We start from the raw sequence: 16,048 nt of genomic DNA, 5'->3' as shown, positions 1-16,048 counted from the left end.
TGGCGGAAAGCAGGGAACAGATCGCGCTGATGGGCTCGCCCAACCAGGTCGAGTCGGTGCGCGCGAACATGGAGAAGCGCGCGCCGCTGTTCGTCGATTGATTGCCTGGTCACTCCGCCTCTCCCGCAATGGATCAGGTGCGGAATGTGCCTCGTTCCGGGACGGAATGGCCGCCGCATGGAAAGTGAACGATGCGTTGTTTCAGGTTCATGCAACCGCGCTAAACTTCGTGACGTTTCGACACCAACATGAATCATGCGGGAGATAAGTGATGCGTAAATTGATGCTGATCCTGGGCGCCTCCGCGATGGTCGCGCCGTCTTTGGTGGCCACCACGGTGAATGCCGACGCGCAGCGCCGTTACAAATATCGTGAGTGGCGCGGTAATGACGGTCGGCTGCGTTGCCGCAAGCCCGACGGCACCACCGGCCTGGTGGTCGGCGCGGTGGCGGGCGGCTTGCTGGGCCGCACCATCGATACGCGTGGCGATCGCACGCTGGGCACCGTGATCGGCGGCGTCGGCGGCGCGCTGGCCGGGCGCGAGATCGAGCGCAGCAGCAGCCGCAATCGCTGTCGCTGATCGACTGGGACGAATGATCCGGCCGGTTTGAGCCTTTCGGCCTGATCAGCGTTCACAAGGCGCGGTCCGCATCACGCGGGCCGCGCCTTTTTGATGGATCGAAGGAGAAAGTCTCATGCCCACCCGCAGCGGATCGGCGCGCTACGAAGGTTTCGGCAAGGACGGCAAGGGCTGGGTATCGACCCAGTCGGGCGTGATCAGCGAGCAGAAGTACGGCTTCAACACGCGCTTCGAGGACGGCCCCGGCACCAATCCCGAGGAATTGATCGCGGCGGCGCATGCCAGTTGCTTCACGATGGCGCTCAGCTTCGCGCTTGCCAAGGCGGGGTATAACGACGGCACGCTCGAGACGACCGCCAAGGTCACCGTCGAGCAGCAGGGGGACGGCTTTGCGATCACTTCCTCGAAGCTGGATCTGCATGCCAAGATTCCGGGCATTCAACCCGACGAGTTCGAGCGTATCGCCCAAGAGGCAAAGAGCGGATGTCCGGTATCGAAGCTGATGAATGCCGAAATTTCCCTGACTCATCAATTGTCGCAGTGATGATCGGCGCGCCGTCGACTGTCCCGCATATGAACGGGCGGTAGTTTTCCATTCACGCAACCCGGATCGCCATCGCCTCGTTTGACAAACATCGATTTCCTGAAAGGAGAATGTGATGCGTTTCGTTTTGACCGCGGTGCTCGCCGCGACGACGCTGACGGCGATCCCGGCCACCGCGATGGCGCAGGACCCGCGCCAGGCCAATCGCGAATATCGGGACGACGTGCGTGACGCCCGCCGCGAATATCGCGAGGATCTGCGCGATGCCGATTCCCGCCGCGACGTGCGCGATGCCCGGCGCGAATATCGAGACGATGTGCGCGACGCGCGCCGCGACCGGAACCAGGAGATCCGCGATTGGCGCCGCTACAATCGCTATGATTACAACCGGTTCGAGCCGGGCCAGCGGACCTATTACGCGGACCGTTATTATCGTGACGGGCGCTATTACCAGTCCCGCCGGCTGACGCGGAACGATCGCATCTATCGTGGCTCGAACGGCCGTTACTATTGCCGTCGCTCGGACGGGACGACGGGCCTGATCGTCGGCGGTCTTGCCGGCGGTGCGCTGGGCAATGTGATCGCGGGCGGCGGATCGCGCCTGCTCGGCACGCTGATCGGCGCGGGCGGTGGCGCGCTGCTCGGCCAGTCGATCGATCGCGGTCAGGTGGTCTGTCGCTAAAACGCGGTACGACCCGAAGATCCAAGGGGGCTCCGGCATGCGCCGGGGCCCCTTTTTTTCGGGATCAGATCAACCCACCGCCCAGCATCAGGCGTAGCCCGAAGATCAGGATGAGGATAAGGTTGAGATTGCGGCCGCCATTGTGCGACGACAGAGCACCGATCGCGGCGCCGATCACTGCAATCGGGATCACGAACCAATAGCCCCAGGCGAGGAACGGCAGGAACGGCACGATGCCCAGCACCAGTGCGACAAGGCCGATCATGATCGAAATGATGTTCAGCATATGCGTTATATGGCTGATCGCCGGGTGTCTTACAAGATCAATACACGAAAGCTTCCTTAACCGGGCGTGGCGCAGCGTTGCGCGATGCGACACCTGCTTCCCCTGCTGATCGCCCTGCCGCTTGCGCTGCCGGCCTGCGCGCGCGACGGTGATCCCGCCAACGATCAGGCGGCGCAGGTCGCCGCTGTCGATGCCGCGCTGATCGGCAACACCGCCGCCAGTGCGGGCGATCCGGCGCTCACGGCTGCGTTGCGCGATCAGATCATGGTCGATCCCGCGCTGGTGCAGCAGGCGAACGACGATGTCGTGCGGCCGCCGACGGCGCCGCTCTCGGGCGCGATGCCGCCCGATGGCGTCGCGGTCGCGGCGATGAAAAGCGATCCGCTCGCCGGAGAGAAGCTGCGCCCCGCCCCGCCCGCCGCCGCCGGTAGCTGCCGCCAGTGCGCGATTGCACGCCGGGCGCTGACCTTGGGTGCGCTGGCGCAGGCGCAGGGCGGCGCGACGGGCCAATGCGCGGCGCGGGTCACCTATTCCGCCGGCTGGGCCAATCGCCTGCCGGCCGCGACACCGCTGTTTCCCGATGCCCGGGTCGCGGAGGCCGCCGGCGCTGACGGCGATGGCTGCGCGCTGCGGGTCGTCAGTTTCGTCAGCGCGCAACCGATGCAGCGACTGCTCGACTTCTACTATACCCGCACCACAGCGGCGGGGTTCGACGCGCAACACCAGGCCGAGGGCGTCGAACATGTGCTGGCGGGAACGAAGACGGGGGGTGGTGCCTTCCTGGCCATGATGCGACCACATGCAGCCGGCGGAACCGACGTCGACCTGATGGTCGACGCGCACTAAACCTGCTCAAGGCGCACCGGCCGACCGCCGGGGTGCTCGATGACGAAAATAGCGCCCATCGACGCCTTGCCGCGCGTCAGGCCGCGCCCCGCCTTACTCCTCGACCAGTTTCAGCAGCCGGCGTTCCAGCGGCGCGAGCACCGGGCCCAGTTCGTGCCCGCGCTTGATCACCTGCCCCGCCTCGCCCACCAGCGCCCACATGCCCTGCCGCTGCCGCAGCGCCGGATGCTTTTCGATGCGAAATTCCGGCCGCTCCGCAGTGCGCCGGAACGCCGCGAACACCGCCGCTTCGCGGCCCAGCTCGATCGCATAATCGCGCCAGTGCCCGGCGGCGACCATCCGGCCATAAATATCGAGGATCCGTGTCAGTTCCGCACGGTCGAAGCCGATCTGCGACGGGCGCTGGCCGCCCTTCGGAAAGGGGGTGACCGTCCCCATCAGGCGCGGTCACGCTCCTGCTCAAACGGAGTTTCCTCCAGCAAGGCGTCAAGGCGCTTGCGCATCGTCTCCAGCTCGCATCGCAGCAGTTCGATCTTCTGCGTCTGCGGGTCGAACATGTCGCTGCACGGCGTTCCATAGGGAACGAAGCGCGGCTCGGGGGCGGCGCCGCCCTCCACCATCGTCGGGCGCGCCGGAATGCCGACCATCACCGCGCCCGCTGGCACGTCCTTCGTCACCACGGCGTTCGCCCCGACGCGCGCGCGCGGGCCGATAAGGATCGGCCCCAGCACCTGCGCGCCCGAACCGATGATCGCGCCATCCGCGATCGTGGGGTGCCGCTTGCCCGCGACGCCATTGTCCGGGCTGGTCCCGCCCAACGTCACGCATTGATAGATGGTGACGTCGTCGCCAATCTCGGCGGTCTCGCCGATCACCACGAAGCCATGGTCGATGAAGAAATTGCGCCCGATCGTCGCACCGGGATGAATATCGATCGCGGTCATGAAGCGGGAGAAATGATTCACGACCCGCGCGGCGAGGAACCAGCGCGCCTTATACAGCCGATGCGCGATCCGATGCCAGCCGAGCGCCCACACGCCCGGATAGGTCAGGATTTCCCACCGCGAATGCGGCGCCGGATCGCGCGCGCGGATCGAATCGAGATAGTCGGTCAGTTGCCCCATGCGGGATTCCCTGTGCATATTCCTGACGATCAGGCTTTGTTGACGCCGCATGTGCCATGCCGCGCCGACAGCATTTAGGCATGACGCGCGCGACTTTCCATAAGCTGCGCTTTCTGCCGTCCAATGCGAATTTCCTACCTTCATTGTAGGTTTTTGGCGAAGATCCTAGTGTGGCGGGATTGTCCGCCGACCGGAGAACATGATGCCGTCGCTTGCCGACCTTGATCTGAACGCCCTCCTGCCCTTCATCGCGGTAGGGTTCGGGGCGCAGTTGGTCGATGGGGCGCTCGGCATGGCGTTCGGCGTCATCTGCAATACCTTGCTGGTCGCGGTGATCGGCCTGCCACCCGCGCGCGCCTCCGCCAACGTCCATATCGTCGAAACCTTCACCACCGCGGTATCGGGGATCAGCCACGCGCTCCATGGCAATATCGACGGGCGTTTGTTCGTGCGCCTGCTCCTGCCGGGCGTGATCGGCGGGGTAGCGGGCGCTTATGTGCTGACCAGCATCGACGGCGCCACGGTAAAGCCGTTCGTGCTCGCCTATCTGATCGCGATCGGGCTGTACCTGCTGATCCGCGGGCTGCTTTTTCCGCCCAAGGCGCAAAAGCCGCGCGTCGTCGAACCGCTCGGTCTGATCGGGGGGTTCATGGATGCGGCCGGTGGTGGTGGCTGGGGCCCGATCGTCACCTCGAACCTGCTGGTGCAGGGGGTGGAACCGCGCAAGGTGGTGGGCACCGTGAACTCGGTGGAGTTCTTCCTGACCACGATCGTTTCCGCCGCCTTCATCTGGCACCTGGGGATACGGGACTTCGCGACCGCTACCGTCGGTCTGCTGATCGGGGGCATGCTGGCCGCGCCATTGGGCGCGTATCTCGCCAAGCGTATTCCGACCAAGACGATGCTGGTGATGGTCGGCGTGGTGCTGACGATCACCAGCACATTCGGGTTCATCCGCGCGGTGCTGATGTAGGGCGCCCGGCCGTCATCCCCGGCAACGCGGCGATGACGGAAACGGGCGCGACGACAGGATCAGGCCGCCGCGGCGTGGATCGTCGCGACCGCCTTCATCACGGCCGCGACCCGCGCGCCCGCCTGGATCACCTCGGCGGTGACCCCGGCCTTCTTGAGCACCTGCTCATGGCTGTCGATGCACATGCCGCACCCGTTCATCGCGCTGACCGCAAGGCTGAACAGTTCGAAGTCGGCCTTGTCGATCCCCGGCGCGCCGATCACGTTCATGCGCAGCTTCGCCGGCATGTTGCGATACTCCTCGTTGGAAGCGAGGTGCGTGAAACGATAATAGACGTTGTTCATCGCCATCACCGCCGCCGCCGCGCGCGCCGCCTGGGCCGCCTCGCTCGACAGCTTGCCGGCGACTTCCGCCTCGGTCGCCTCGACCAGCGGCTTATAGCCGGTGCCGTGCGCACAGGCGAGCAACAGGCCGTATTTGCGCTGGTCGTTCAGCACCGCCTCGTTGAGCAGCGACCCGACATTGAGCCGGATGTCCTTGGCAAAATCGGGCAAGGTGCCCGCGAATTCCTTGAGCGCCATTGTCCCTCTTGTATCTCTCGTCTGGAAGCAGGTCGCCCCGACGGACCGTTCAACAGCGTGGCGGGCCGTCGGGGTGGCGGGGCGGAGGGTATCCCCCCACCCCGCGGCATATTCAGGCAGCGACCTTCAGCACGTCGTCGCCCTTGTTCCAGTTGCACGGGCACAGCTCGTCGGTCTGCAGCGCGTCGAGCACGCGCAGCGTTTCCTGCGGGTTGCGGCCGACGTTCAGCCCATTGACCTGCACCGCCTGGATGATGTTGTCCGGATCGACGATGAAGGTGGCGCGGAACGCGACATGCTCGTTGCGATCGAGGATGCCCAGCGCGTCGGCGAGCCTCGCGCCATTGTCGGCCAGCCACGGGAAGTCCGCCGCCGCCAGATCCGGGTCCGACTTGCGCCACGCCAGATGGACGTGCGCGGTATCGGTGGAAGCGCCGATCAGCACCGCGTCGCGATCCTCGAAGTCACCCTTGATCTGGCTGTAGCCGACGATCTCGGTCGGGCACACGAAGGTGAAGTCTTTCGGCCAGTAGAACAGCACCTTCCACTTGCCCGGATAGGCGGTGGTCAGGTCCAGTGTCTCACCCGCCGGCAGCGCGTCGGTGCCCTGCTGCACCGGAATGGTGAGGGTCGGAAAGGTATCGCCGATGGTCAGCATCGAATGGCTCCTGTTGGAAATGGTGTTTCCAGCCATCCTCTCCGCGCGGTCGGTATCCCGACTCTCGTTACGCCATCGATATAGGGGGTTCTGCTGATCGAGCCAATCGACTATCACGAAGCGCTTGATCGATCGAGGCGATGAATGGCGGCGACCTATCTTCCGACGTTGAAACAACTGCAATATCTGGTCGCGCTCAAGGATCACGGTCATTTCGGTCGTGCGGCGGAGGCGTGTTTCGTCACCCAGTCGACCCTTTCGGCCGGGCTTCGCGAGCTGGAAACGCTGATCGGCGTGACATTGGTGGAGCGCACGCGCCGGGTGGTCCGCTTCACCCCGCTGGGCGAACAGATCGCCGCCAAGGCGCGGATCGTGCTGCGCGAGGCGGAGGAACTGGGCGACATGGCGCGCGCCGCCGGTCGCCCGCTGTCGGGCGAGATGCGGATGAGCGTGATCCCCACGATCGCGCCGTTCCTGCTGCCGCGTATCCTGCCCCGGCTGCGGCGCGACTATCCCGACCTGAAGCTGTTCCTGCGCGAGGAACCGAGTGGCCCTGCCTGCGAGGCGTTGCACAATGGCCGCACAGACTGCGTGCTGCTGGCGCTGCCCTATGCCTGTGGCGAAGTGGCGTCGATGAAGCTGTTCGAGGATCATCTGTTCCTCGCCTTTCCGGCCGGAGAGATGGCGTCGATCGCCGCGCCGGTCAGCCCGGACGAGATTGACGAGACACGGTTGTTGCTGCTGGAGGACGGGCATTGCCTGAAGGACCATGCGCTTGCTGCCTGCAATCGCGCCGAATTGCGCGCCGAGGCGACGATGCTCGGCACGTCGCTGCATACGATGGTGCAGATGGTCGACAATGGCCTCGGCGTGACGATGCTGCCGCAGATCGCGCTGGACGCCGGCATCCTCGACCATACCACCGTCGCCGCGCGTCCGCTGGATGCCGCGCATCCCAGCCGGACGCTGGCCCTTGTCTGGCGCCGCGCCTCCCCGCGCGAGCGCGATTTCCAGCTGCTGGGCGAGGTATTGAAAGCGGCGGGGTGAGCGAGCGGATCGCGCCCTTCAGTTGACCGGCGCCCGCCGGCGATAGCTGAGCGCCTCGGCGACATGAAGGCGGCCGACCGTCTCCACGCCCGCCAGATCGGCGATCGTTCGCGCCACCCGCAGGACGCGGGTATAGCCGCGCGCGGTCAGCCGCATCGCGGTCGCCGCCTGGCTGAGCAGCAGGCGGCCCGCCTCATCCGGGGTAGCGAAGCGATCGAGCATATCCCCCTCCAGCGCGGCGTTGGTGCGCGCGCCCTCCCCCTCCAGCCGGGCCGACTGGAGTGCGCGGGCGGCGGCCACTCGTGCGGCCACCTCCGCCGAACCTTCCGCCGCCGGGGGTAGCGACAGGTCAGCCGCGCCGACCGCCGCCACCTCGACATGCAGATCGATCCGGTCGAGCAATGGCCCGGAGACCTTCGCCTGATAATCCGCGGCGCATTTCGGCGCCCGCGCGCAGGCCAGTCCGGCGTCCCCCAGATGCCCGCAGCGGCACGGGTTCATCGCCGCCACCAATTGCACCCGCGCCGGAAAGGTGACGTGCGCATTGGCGCGCGCGACGCTGATCGTGCCCGTCTCCAGCGGCTGGCGCAGCGAATCGAGCACCGCCCGCTGGAATTCCGGCAGTTCGTCGAGGAACAGCACGCCGAGATGCGCGAGGCTGACCTCGCCCGGTTTGACGCGCAAACCACCGCCGGTCAGCGCGGCCATGCTGGCGGAATGATGCGGGGCGCGGAATGGCCGCGTGCGGGTCAGCGTGCCCCCCGGCAGCGTGCCCGCGACCGATTGCACCATCGATACTTCCAGTGCCTCGGCGGGATCGAGCGGCGGCAGGATGCCGGGCAGGCACGCCGCCATCAGGGATTTGCCCGCGCCCGGCGGACCGATCATCAGCAGGTTGTGCGCCCCGGCGGCGGCGATCTCCAGCGCGCGTTTGGCGCTTTCCTGCCCGCGCACCTGCCGCAGATCGGGGCCGCCGCGCGTCTCGATCACCTCGCCGGGGCGCGGCGCGGCGAGCAGCCCCTGCCCCTTCAGATGGTTGAGCAGCCCCAGCAGGTCTGGCGCGGCGACCACCGCGCTCGCACCGCTCCACGCCGCCTCGCTGCCCGATGCGGCGGGGCAGATCAGCGCCCGCCCGGATTCGGCGGCGTGAAGCGCAGCCAGCAGCACGCCCGGCGAGGGTGCCAGCCGCCCGTCGAGCCCCAATTCACCGACGACGACATAGTCCGCCAGCCCCTCGGCATCGACCACCCCCATCGCCGCCAGCAACGCCAGCGCGATCGGCAGATCGAAATGCGATCCCTCCTTGGGCAGATCGGCCGGCGACAGATTAACCGCGATTCGTTTCGGCGGCAGCGCCAGCCCCATGCCCGCGATCGCGCCACGGACACGCTCACGGCTCTCGCCGACCGCCTTGTCCGCCAGGCCGACGATGTTGAACGCTGGAACGCCCGGGATCAGTTGCACCTGCACGTCGACCGCGCGTGCCTCCAGCCCCAGATAGGCAACGGTCGAAACGATCGCGACCATCGTCTTGCCTTCCCGCGCCCCTTCCCGCTGCCCCCGGCGTCAGCGCGTGTTCAGCCCGGCGGCGGCATGCGCCACTGCCTTACCGATGCCACACCCCCGCTGCACAGGAACCCTATGGCCCAACGGCACCCCCTGTCGCGTATGATACAACTCGCTTCGGGTGCATTGCTGATGATCGCGGCACCGCTGGTGGCGCCGCTGCCGGGGCCGGCGGGCACGCTGGTCTTCGCGGCGGGGCTGGTGCTGGTGTTGCGCAACTCGCGTCGCGCACGGGTGCGGTTCGCGCGTGCCAAACGTCGCTGGCCGCGCGTCGGGCGAGTCGCGGATCTGGCGATGCGACGGCGCAGCGCACTACGCCGTCGCGCCCGCGATCGCCTTGCGGCATCGCCCCGGCCGGCGCATCCGCCACGTTGACTTCGGCGCGCATCTTGCCTAAGCGCGCTGTCTTTCGGGCCGTCCGTGTGGCGGCCCTTTGACATTCGAATTCGGGATATGAACGATGAAGCGGACCTTTCAGCCGAGCAATCTGGTGCGCGCCCGCCGTCACGGCTTCCGCGCGCGGATGGCGACGGTCGGCGGCCGTGCGGTGATCCGGGCGCGTCGCGCGCGCGGTCGCAAGAAGCTGTCGGCGTAACGCCCCCGCGCCCTCCGGCCGTGATCGGCCGGATGACCAGGCGATCGGATTATCTGGCCGCGAATGCCGGGCGTCGGTCTCCGATGCCCGGCTTCGTGCTGTTGGTGCGCCAGCGCCACGATGGTGACCCGACGATGCGGATCGGCATCACCGTGACCAAGAAGGTTGGCAACGCGGTGGTGCGTAACCGCATCAAGCGGCGATTCCGCGCGCTGGCGCGGGAGATCCTGCCGGTGCAGGGGGTCGGCGGCGCCGATCATGTGCTGATCGGGCGCGGCGCCGCGCTGGAGCGCGACTGGGCGGCGCTCGTCGTTGATCTGGGCAAGGCACTGGCGAAGGCGAAGCGATGATCGCCCGCGCGCTGATCCTGCTGGCGCGGCTGTGGCAATGGGGGCCGTCGCTGGTGCTGCCGCCTTCGTGTCGGTTCCAGCCATCATGTTCCGCCTATGCAATCGAGGCACTTCGCCGCTATGGCGCGGCGAAAGGAAGCTGGCTGGCGGTACGCCGTATCGCGCGCTGCCATCCATGGGGCGGGCACGGTCACGATCCGGTCCCGTGAAAACTGAACTGGGGTCCATGTGAAGGACGAGAGCAAGAATTTCGTGCTGTTCGCGGTGATCGCGGCGCTGATCCTGTTCGGCTGGCCGCTGATCCAGAGCCGCTTCTTCCCGACGGCGAACCCGCCCGCGACGAAGATGGTGAACGGCAAGAACAAGCCCGTCGCCAACCCCGGTGCCGATCCCACCGCCGATGCCCCGGCTGCGATCCGCAACCGGCAACAGGTGCTGGCCGAAACCCCGCGCGTCCGCATCGATACGCCCGCGCTGAAGGGATCGATCAACCTGAAGGGCGCGCGCATCGACGATCTCGTGCTGACGCGTTACAACGAAAGCGTCGCTAAGGATTCACCGCCGATCCGGCTGTTCTCCCCTGCGGGGGCGCCCGATGCCTATTTCGCGGCGTTCGGCTGGCGCGACTCCGGCCTTTCGCCGCCCGCCGCCGACGCAATATGGACCGCTTCCGCGCCGGTGCTGTCGCCCGGACGCCCGGTCACGCTGACCGCCGCCAATGCGCAGGGTCAGCGGTTCGCGATCGAGATCGCGGTCGACAACGACTATCTGTTCACCGTCAAGCAGACCGTCGCCAACGCCGGTCGCGGCGCGGTGCCGGTATCCGCCTATGGCCTCGTCAACCGCGTCGGCGTGTCGAAGGACCCGGATAGCTGGACGATCCACACCGGGCCCATGTCGGTCAATAACGGGGCGGCGCATTACAACCCCAATTTCAAGGATCTGGACAAGGCCACTGCCCGCTTCACCACGACGGGCGGCTGGCTGGGCTTCACTGACAAATACTGGCTGGCGGCGCTCGTTCCCGATCAGAGCCGCGCCTTCGATGGCCAGTTCCGCGCCGGCGCGAACAACGCCTATCAGGCCGATTTCACGAGCGCCGCGCAGTTGCTGCCCCCCGGCCGATCGGTGACGCAGACCGCGAAGATGTTCGCGGGCGCGAAGGAAGTGAAGCTGCTGGATCGCTACACCGACACCGGCGCGGTGGTGAAGCTGGACTATGCGATCGACTGGGGCTGGTTCCGGCTCGTCGAAAAGCCGATCTTCTACTATCTGGACTGGCTGTTCCGGCTGATCGGCAATTTCGGCGTCGCGATCATCATCCTGACGCTGACGATCCGCGCGCTGGTATTTCCGATCGCGCAGCGGCAATTCGCCAGCATGGCGGCGATGCGGGCGTTGCAGCCCAAGATGAAGGCGATCCAGGAGCGTCACAAGGACGACAAGCAGCGCCAGCAGCAGGAGATCATGGCGCTGTACAAGGCGGAGAAGGTCAATCCGCTGGCGGGCTGTCTGCCGACCTTGATCCAGATCCCGATCTTCTACGCGCTGTATAAGGCGCTGATGCTGACGATCGAAATGCGTCACCAGCCATTCGCGCTGTGGATCAAGGATTTGTCCGCACCCGATCCCGCAACGATCCTCAACCTGTTCGGCTATCTTCCGTATCAGGTGCCGCACATGCTGGCGATCGGCGTGTTCCCGGTCCTGCTGGGCATTTCGATGTTCTTCCAGTTCCGGCTCAACCCGGCCCCGATGGACGATGCGCAGAAGCAGGTGTTTGCGATCCTGCCTTGGGTGCTGATGTTCGTGATGGCGCCGTTCGCGGTGGGCCTGCAGATCTACTGGATCACCACCAACTGCATCTCGATCGCGCAGCAGAAGTTCCTCTACAGCCGTCACCCGCAATTGCAGCAAGCGGCAGCGAAGTGAGCGACCCCGAGCCATTATTCGATGACGAGCGGATCGAAGCCGCGCGCAAGCTGTTCGCGGGGCGGATCGACTTCCTGAAATCCGCCCCCGCGCTGCAATTCCTGCCGGCGCCCGATGCGCCGGAGGTGGCTTTCGCCGGGCGATCGAATGTCGGCAAATCCTCGCTGCTCAACGCGCTGGCGGGTCGCAAGGCACTGGCGCGTACATCGGTGACACCGGGACGGACGCAGGAACTCAATTTCTTCGATGTCGGCGCGCCGCTGGCGTTCCGGCTGGTTGACATGCCCGGCTACGGCTTCGCCAAGGCACCCAAGGACATGGTCAAGAAATGGCGTTTCCTGGTGAACGACTATCTGCGCGGGCGCCAGGCGTTGAAACGGGCGCTGGTCCTGATCGACAGCCGCCACGGCATCAAGGACGTCGATCGCGAGGTGCTGGCGATGCTGGACAAGGCGGCGGTCAGCTATCGCCTCGTCCTGACGAAGGCTGACAAGATCAAGGCAACCGATCTCGCCGCGGTGACGCATGCGACCGCGGAGGAGGCACGCAAGCATCCCGCCGCGCATCCGGACATCATCGCGACATCCAGCGAACTGGGCATGGGCATCCCCGAATTGCGCGCGGCGGTGCTGGAAGCGATCGGATAAGGCCCGCCGATCCGGCGCGACGCGCCGGGATCGGCGGTACCCTTGTCATTGCTCCTCGCGGCAATGCCGCCTAACCACGGCGCATGAAGCTCATCATCGGCAACAAGGCCTATTCCTCCTGGTCGCTGCGCGGCTGGCTCGCCTGTCGGCAATCGGGGCTGCTGTTCGAAGAGGTCGTCGTCCCGCTGTACGACGATGCCTGGGATCGCCGTCGCGAGGGGGCGGAGTTCGCACCCTCGTCCGGCAAGGTGCCGATCCTGTGGGATGATGACGCGGTGGTGTGGGACAGTCTGGCGATTGTCGACTATCTTGCCGACAAGGTCGGGCGCGATCGCTTCTGGCCCGCCGGGGATGCGGCTCGGGCGATGGCACGATCGATGGCGGCGGAGATGCATTCCAGCTTCGTCGCGCTGCGCCGCAAGCACAGCATGAACATCCGTCAGCTATATCCCCCGGTTGCGCCGGACGAGGACGTCGCCGCAGACCTGTCGCGGATCTTCGAGCTGTGGGCGCAGGCGCGGGCGCGCTTCGGCGGGGACGGCGACTTCCTGTTCGGAGACTTCAACGCCGTCGACATCATGTTCGCGCCCGTCTGCACCCGTATCGTCACCTATTCGCTGCCGGCGCCGCGCTTCGCCACCGCTTATATCAGGGCGGTGCTCGGCCATCCGTTCCTGCAGGACTGGATCGCCGCCGCCCAGGCGGAGGAATGGGTGATCGAGAAGTTCGAGCAACCCGCGCCCGCCGCCGGCGCATGAGCGACGTCGTCCGGCTCGCCAGCGACCTGATCGCGGCGGAAAGCGTCACCCCGGCGCGTGGCGCGGTGTTCGACGTGCTGGAACGGGCGCTGCTGCCGCTCGGCTTCGCCGTCGATCGCTTCGTCACGGGCGAGGCGCCGGATGGGCCGGTCGAAAATCTGCTCGCCACGCGCGGCGATGGCGCCGGGCCGCATCTCGCCTTCGCCGGCCACCTTGATGTCGTCCCCGCCGGCGATGGCTGGACCGATGGCGCGTTCACCCCGGCGATCCGGGGCGATATGCTGTTCGGGCGCGGCGCGGTCGACATGAAGGGGGCCGTCGCCGCCTTCGTCGCCGCGGTCGCGCGGGTCGCGCCGACGGCGGGGCGCCTCACGCTGATCATCACCGGGGACGAGGAAGGTCCCGCGACGTTCGGCACCGTCGCCCTGATCGACCGGATGGGCGATCGCGGGATCGTCCCAGACGCCTGCATCGTCGGCGAACCGACGTCGGTGAACCGGCTGGGCGACATGATGAAGATCGGGCGGCGCGGATCGGTCAACATCTGGATCGACGTGCCGGGGCGACCGGGGCACGTCGCATATCCGCACCTGGCCGACAATCCGGTGCCACGCCTCGTCGCCGCGCTGGCGGCGCTCGACGCGCTGGTCCTGGACGACGGCAGCACGTGGTTTCAGCCATCCAACCTGGAAATCACCGACATCCACACCGGCAATCCGGCGACGAACGTCATCCCGGCGCGCGCGACCGCGCGGCTGAGCATCCGCTTCAATGATCGGCACAGCGGCCAGGATCTCGCCGATCGGGTCACCGCGATCGTCCACCAGCATGCGCCGGAGGCGATCGTCACGCCGCGTATCTCGGGCGAGGCGTTTCTGACGATGCCCGGCGACCTGTCCGCGCTGGTATCCGCCGCGATCGAGGATGCGACCGGGCTGGTGCCCGAACTGTCGACCACCGGCGGCACCTCCGACGCACGGTTCCTGCGCGCCGTATGCCCGGTGGTGGAATTCGGCCTGTGCAATGCGACGATGCACAAGGGCGACGAAGCCGTGGCGATCGACGATCTCGAACGGCTGGTGACGATCTATGCCGGGATCATCCGGCGCGCGCTCGAGCGCTGAACATACCCAGCCATTCCTGCAGCATGGCATCGTCCATCGGGCGCGCGATCGCATAACCCTGCACCGCGTCGCAGCCGATCACGCGCAGCACGTCGACCTGCGCGTCGGATTCGACACCCTCCGCCACCGCCTCGCACCCAAGCCCGTGCACCAGCCCGACCAGGGCCTGAAGGATCGTGCGCGCGCCGCTGTCGCGGGCGATCTCGTGGATCAGGACGGGGTCCAGCTTGATCCGGTCGACCGGCAACGCGCGCAGCCGCTGGACGTTCGAATCGCCCGCGCCGAAATCGTCGATGGTGATGCACACCCCCGCCTCGCGCAGTTCCTCGAGCCGTGCGAGCGCGGGTGCCGGGCAGCGCATCGCCACCCCCTCGGGAAGCTCCAGCTCCAGCCGGTCAAGCGGCGCCCCGCTGCGGGCGAAGACCTTGCCGAGCCGGTCGAAGAAGGCGACATCCTCGATCTGCTGCTGCCCGATGTTGAGCGCCAGCCGGCCAATATGGCCTTCGCGATGCCAGCGCGCGGCGGTGTTGGCGGCGGCGGTCAGCACCCACTCCCCGATCGCGACCATCTGCCCGGTAAGCTCGGCGCGCGACAGGAATTCCGCCGCCGGGCGCACGCCCAGCGTCGGGTGACGCCAGCGCAGCAGCGCCTCGCTGACCAGCAGTCGACCGTCACACAACGACACCTGCGGCTGGAACACCAGCGCGAATTCCTGTCGGCGTACCGCCGTTCGCAGATCCTGATCCAGTTTCTCGCGATCGGTCAATTCCGCCGCCAGTTGGGCGTCGTAGCGGGACACGCGCGCGCGACCACTCGCCTTCGACTGGTACATCGCGGCATCCGCGGCCGCCATCAGTTCCTGCAGCGTGGTGCCGTGCTGCGGGCGCAGCGCGATACCGACCGAGGCGCCGACCGAAATCGACGCGCCGTCGATCGCGAACGGCGCGCCGAGCGTCGCGACGATCGACTCGCCGATCGCCTGCACCCGCGCCGGGTCGTCAAGGTGCGGACACAGCAGCGTGAATTCGTCCCCCGCCAGCCGGCCGATCAGCGCGTCCTTTCCAGCGCCGATCGCGGCAACGACCCGAAGCCGCTCCGCCACTTTCGCCAGCACCTTGTCACCACAGGCGTGGCCACGGCTGTCGTTGATCGCCTTGAAGCGATCGAGATCGACGAAGAACAGCGCCGCGCTCATCTCCGCCGGGGCCTGATCGATCAGGCGCTCGGCGCTCATCCGGAAATGCGCCCGGCTGGCGAGCCCCGTTACCGGATCGCAGGCGGCGCGCTGTTCAGAGCGCGACAGATCGTGGCGAAGGCGGGCGAACAGGCGTTCGATCGCCTGCCCGAGTTCCGGCGTGACCCGCCGAGTCGCCGGCGCCATGCGCGCCTCCAGATCGCCAGCTTCGGCGGCATTCAGCTGTGCGATGGCCCCCTCAACCCCTTCGTCGATCTGGGCGAGGCGATGCGCCGCCGCGCCCCAGGCGATCGCCGCGCAGGGAAAGAGCAGCAGCAACAGGTGCACCGCCATATCATCGGGCACGAACAGGATCAGCGCGCCCGCGATCAGGGGCACGCCACAGATCAGCGCAAGGACAGCCGCACGCTTTGATTGCATGTCGGACGTCATCAACAAGCGCTTCCCCTCGGAGCCGTGGATCAGCGTCCCTACGCGGGGAAGGGTTAAGAACTCGTCGTCCGCTGGCGGCGCAGGACGATATAAAGCGCACCCGTGCCGCCGTGCCGCGGGTGTGCGCC

The 16,048-nt window shown here is 67.0% G+C and carries 21 protein-coding genes; 14 read left to right on the top strand and 7 right to left on the bottom strand.

Going from position 1 to position 16,048, the window contains the following annotated elements; all coding sequences use genetic code 11:
- Positions 1–271: 271 nt before the first annotated feature.
- The 3 genes from ACFDSW_RS08640 (at position 272) to ACFDSW_RS08630 (ending at position 1,806) form a co-directional block, all read left to right on the top strand.
- Positions 272–580 carry a glycine zipper 2TM domain-containing protein gene (locus ACFDSW_RS08640; RefSeq protein ID WP_375249881.1) on the top strand — a complete coding sequence of 103 codons (309 nt, stop codon included), beginning with the start codon at positions 272–274 and terminating at the stop codon, positions 578–580.
- A gap of 115 nt (positions 581–695) precedes the next feature.
- On the top strand, positions 696–1,124 hold the full coding sequence (locus ACFDSW_RS08635; RefSeq protein WP_375249880.1) for an OsmC family protein: 429 nt from the start codon (positions 696–698) through the stop codon (positions 1,122–1,124).
- 115 nt (positions 1,125–1,239) lie between these two features.
- Positions 1,240–1,806 carry a glycine zipper 2TM domain-containing protein gene (locus ACFDSW_RS08630; RefSeq protein ID WP_375249879.1) on the top strand — a complete coding sequence of 189 codons (567 nt, stop codon included), beginning with the start codon at positions 1,240–1,242 and terminating at the stop codon, positions 1,804–1,806.
- Between the two features lie 64 nt (positions 1,807–1,870).
- Here the strand turns inward: ACFDSW_RS08630 and ACFDSW_RS08625 are convergent, their stop codons facing one another.
- Complete coding sequence (locus ACFDSW_RS08625) at positions 1,871–2,092, bottom strand: hypothetical protein (protein ID WP_375249878.1); 222 nt, start codon at positions 2,090–2,092, stop codon at positions 1,871–1,873.
- An 84-nt stretch (positions 2,093–2,176) separates the two neighbouring features.
- Here ACFDSW_RS08625 and ACFDSW_RS08620 point away from each other — a divergent pair, with 84 nt between their 5' ends.
- Positions 2,177–2,938 (top strand): hypothetical protein, encoded by a 762-nt coding sequence (locus ACFDSW_RS08620; protein WP_375249877.1) that lies wholly within the window; start codon positions 2,177–2,179, stop codon positions 2,936–2,938.
- A gap of 93 nt (positions 2,939–3,031) precedes the next feature.
- On the opposite strand, the gene ACFDSW_RS08615 is transcribed toward ACFDSW_RS08620, so the two are convergent.
- Positions 3,032–3,376, bottom strand: coding sequence for a DUF2794 domain-containing protein (locus ACFDSW_RS08615; protein WP_375249876.1), 345 nt, complete (start codon positions 3,374–3,376; stop codon positions 3,032–3,034).
- Positions 3,376–4,062 carry a serine O-acetyltransferase EpsC gene (gene epsC, locus ACFDSW_RS08610; RefSeq protein ID WP_375249883.1) on the bottom strand — a complete coding sequence of 229 codons (687 nt, stop codon included), beginning with the start codon at positions 4,060–4,062 and terminating at the stop codon, positions 3,376–3,378. The genes ACFDSW_RS08615 and epsC overlap by 1 nt, the downstream gene beginning before the upstream one ends.
- 202 nt (positions 4,063–4,264) lie before the next feature.
- On the opposite strand from epsC, the gene ACFDSW_RS08605 reads away from it, so the two are divergent.
- Positions 4,265–5,035 carry a sulfite exporter TauE/SafE family protein gene (locus tag ACFDSW_RS08605; protein WP_375249882.1) on the top strand — a complete coding sequence of 257 codons (771 nt, stop codon included), beginning with the start codon at positions 4,265–4,267 and terminating at the stop codon, positions 5,033–5,035.
- A 59-nt stretch (positions 5,036–5,094) separates the two neighbouring features.
- Here ACFDSW_RS08605 and ACFDSW_RS08600 read toward each other — a convergent pair whose 3' ends face one another.
- Positions 5,095–5,616 (bottom strand): carboxymuconolactone decarboxylase family protein, encoded by a 522-nt coding sequence (locus ACFDSW_RS08600; RefSeq protein ID WP_375249875.1) that lies wholly within the window; start codon positions 5,614–5,616, stop codon positions 5,095–5,097.
- Between the two features lie 112 nt (positions 5,617–5,728).
- A complete protein-coding gene (locus ACFDSW_RS08595) occupies positions 5,729–6,274 on the bottom strand; it encodes a peroxiredoxin (RefSeq protein ID WP_375249874.1) in 546 nt (181 codons plus the stop codon).
- Between the two features lie 144 nt (positions 6,275–6,418).
- Here ACFDSW_RS08595 and ACFDSW_RS08590 point away from each other — a divergent pair, with 144 nt between their 5' ends.
- A complete protein-coding gene (locus ACFDSW_RS08590) occupies positions 6,419–7,321 on the top strand; it encodes a hydrogen peroxide-inducible genes activator (RefSeq protein ID WP_375249873.1) in 903 nt (300 codons plus the stop codon).
- Positions 7,322–7,339: 18 nt separating this feature from the next.
- Here the strand turns inward: ACFDSW_RS08590 and ACFDSW_RS08585 are convergent, their stop codons facing one another.
- A complete protein-coding gene (locus ACFDSW_RS08585) occupies positions 7,340–8,848 on the bottom strand; it encodes a YifB family Mg chelatase-like AAA ATPase (RefSeq protein WP_375249872.1) in 1,509 nt (502 codons plus the stop codon).
- 141 nt (positions 8,849–8,989) lie between these two features.
- On the opposite strand from ACFDSW_RS08585, the gene ACFDSW_RS08580 reads away from it, so the two are divergent.
- The 8 genes from ACFDSW_RS08580 (at position 8,990) to dapE (ending at position 14,293) form a co-directional block, all read left to right on the top strand.
- Positions 8,990–9,262 (top strand): hypothetical protein, encoded by a 273-nt coding sequence (locus tag ACFDSW_RS08580; protein ID WP_375249871.1) that lies wholly within the window; start codon positions 8,990–8,992, stop codon positions 9,260–9,262.
- An 85-nt stretch (positions 9,263–9,347) separates the two neighbouring features.
- Positions 9,348–9,482: a 50S ribosomal protein L34 gene (rpmH, locus tag ACFDSW_RS08575; protein WP_028056723.1), complete on the top strand. Its 135-nt coding sequence runs from the start codon at positions 9,348–9,350 to the stop codon at positions 9,480–9,482.
- Positions 9,483–9,514: 32 nt separating this feature from the next.
- Positions 9,515–9,832, top strand: coding sequence for a ribonuclease P protein component (rnpA, locus tag ACFDSW_RS08570; protein ID WP_375249870.1), 318 nt, complete (start codon positions 9,515–9,517; stop codon positions 9,830–9,832).
- On the top strand, positions 9,829–10,041 hold the full coding sequence (gene yidD / locus ACFDSW_RS08565; RefSeq protein ID WP_375249869.1) for a membrane protein insertion efficiency factor YidD: 213 nt from the start codon (positions 9,829–9,831) through the stop codon (positions 10,039–10,041). Before rnpA ends, yidD begins: the two co-directional genes overlap by 4 nt.
- A 19-nt stretch (positions 10,042–10,060) precedes the next feature.
- Entirely contained in the window at positions 10,061–11,764 is a 1,704-nt protein-coding gene (gene yidC / locus ACFDSW_RS08560) for a membrane protein insertase YidC (protein WP_375249868.1), read from the top strand.
- Positions 11,761–12,411, top strand: a complete 651-nt coding sequence (gene yihA, locus ACFDSW_RS08555; protein WP_375249867.1) for a ribosome biogenesis GTP-binding protein YihA/YsxC — start codon at positions 11,761–11,763, stop codon at positions 12,409–12,411. The genes yidC and yihA overlap by 4 nt, the downstream gene beginning before the upstream one ends.
- An 83-nt stretch (positions 12,412–12,494) precedes the next feature.
- Positions 12,495–13,169 (top strand): glutathione S-transferase family protein, encoded by a 675-nt coding sequence (locus tag ACFDSW_RS08550; RefSeq protein WP_375249866.1) that lies wholly within the window; start codon positions 12,495–12,497, stop codon positions 13,167–13,169.
- A complete protein-coding gene (dapE, locus tag ACFDSW_RS08545; protein WP_375249865.1) occupies positions 13,166–14,293 on the top strand; it encodes a succinyl-diaminopimelate desuccinylase in 1,128 nt (375 codons plus the stop codon). Before ACFDSW_RS08550 ends, dapE begins: the two co-directional genes overlap by 4 nt.
- Here dapE and ACFDSW_RS08540 read toward each other — a convergent pair.
- Positions 14,268–15,866, bottom strand: a complete 1,599-nt coding sequence (locus tag ACFDSW_RS08540; protein WP_375249864.1) for a putative bifunctional diguanylate cyclase/phosphodiesterase — start codon at positions 15,864–15,866, stop codon at positions 14,268–14,270. The genes dapE and ACFDSW_RS08540 overlap by 26 nt on opposite strands.
- Positions 15,867–16,048: the final 182 nt, after the last annotated feature.

The organism is Sphingomonas sp. (assembly GCF_042091075.1).
In the GTDB taxonomy this organism is placed as follows: Bacteria; Pseudomonadota; Alphaproteobacteria; order Sphingomonadales; family Sphingomonadaceae; genus Sphingomonas.
The sequence above is the reverse complement of the archived record's forward strand: the minus strand, read 5'-3'. Positions and strand labels throughout refer to the sequence as shown.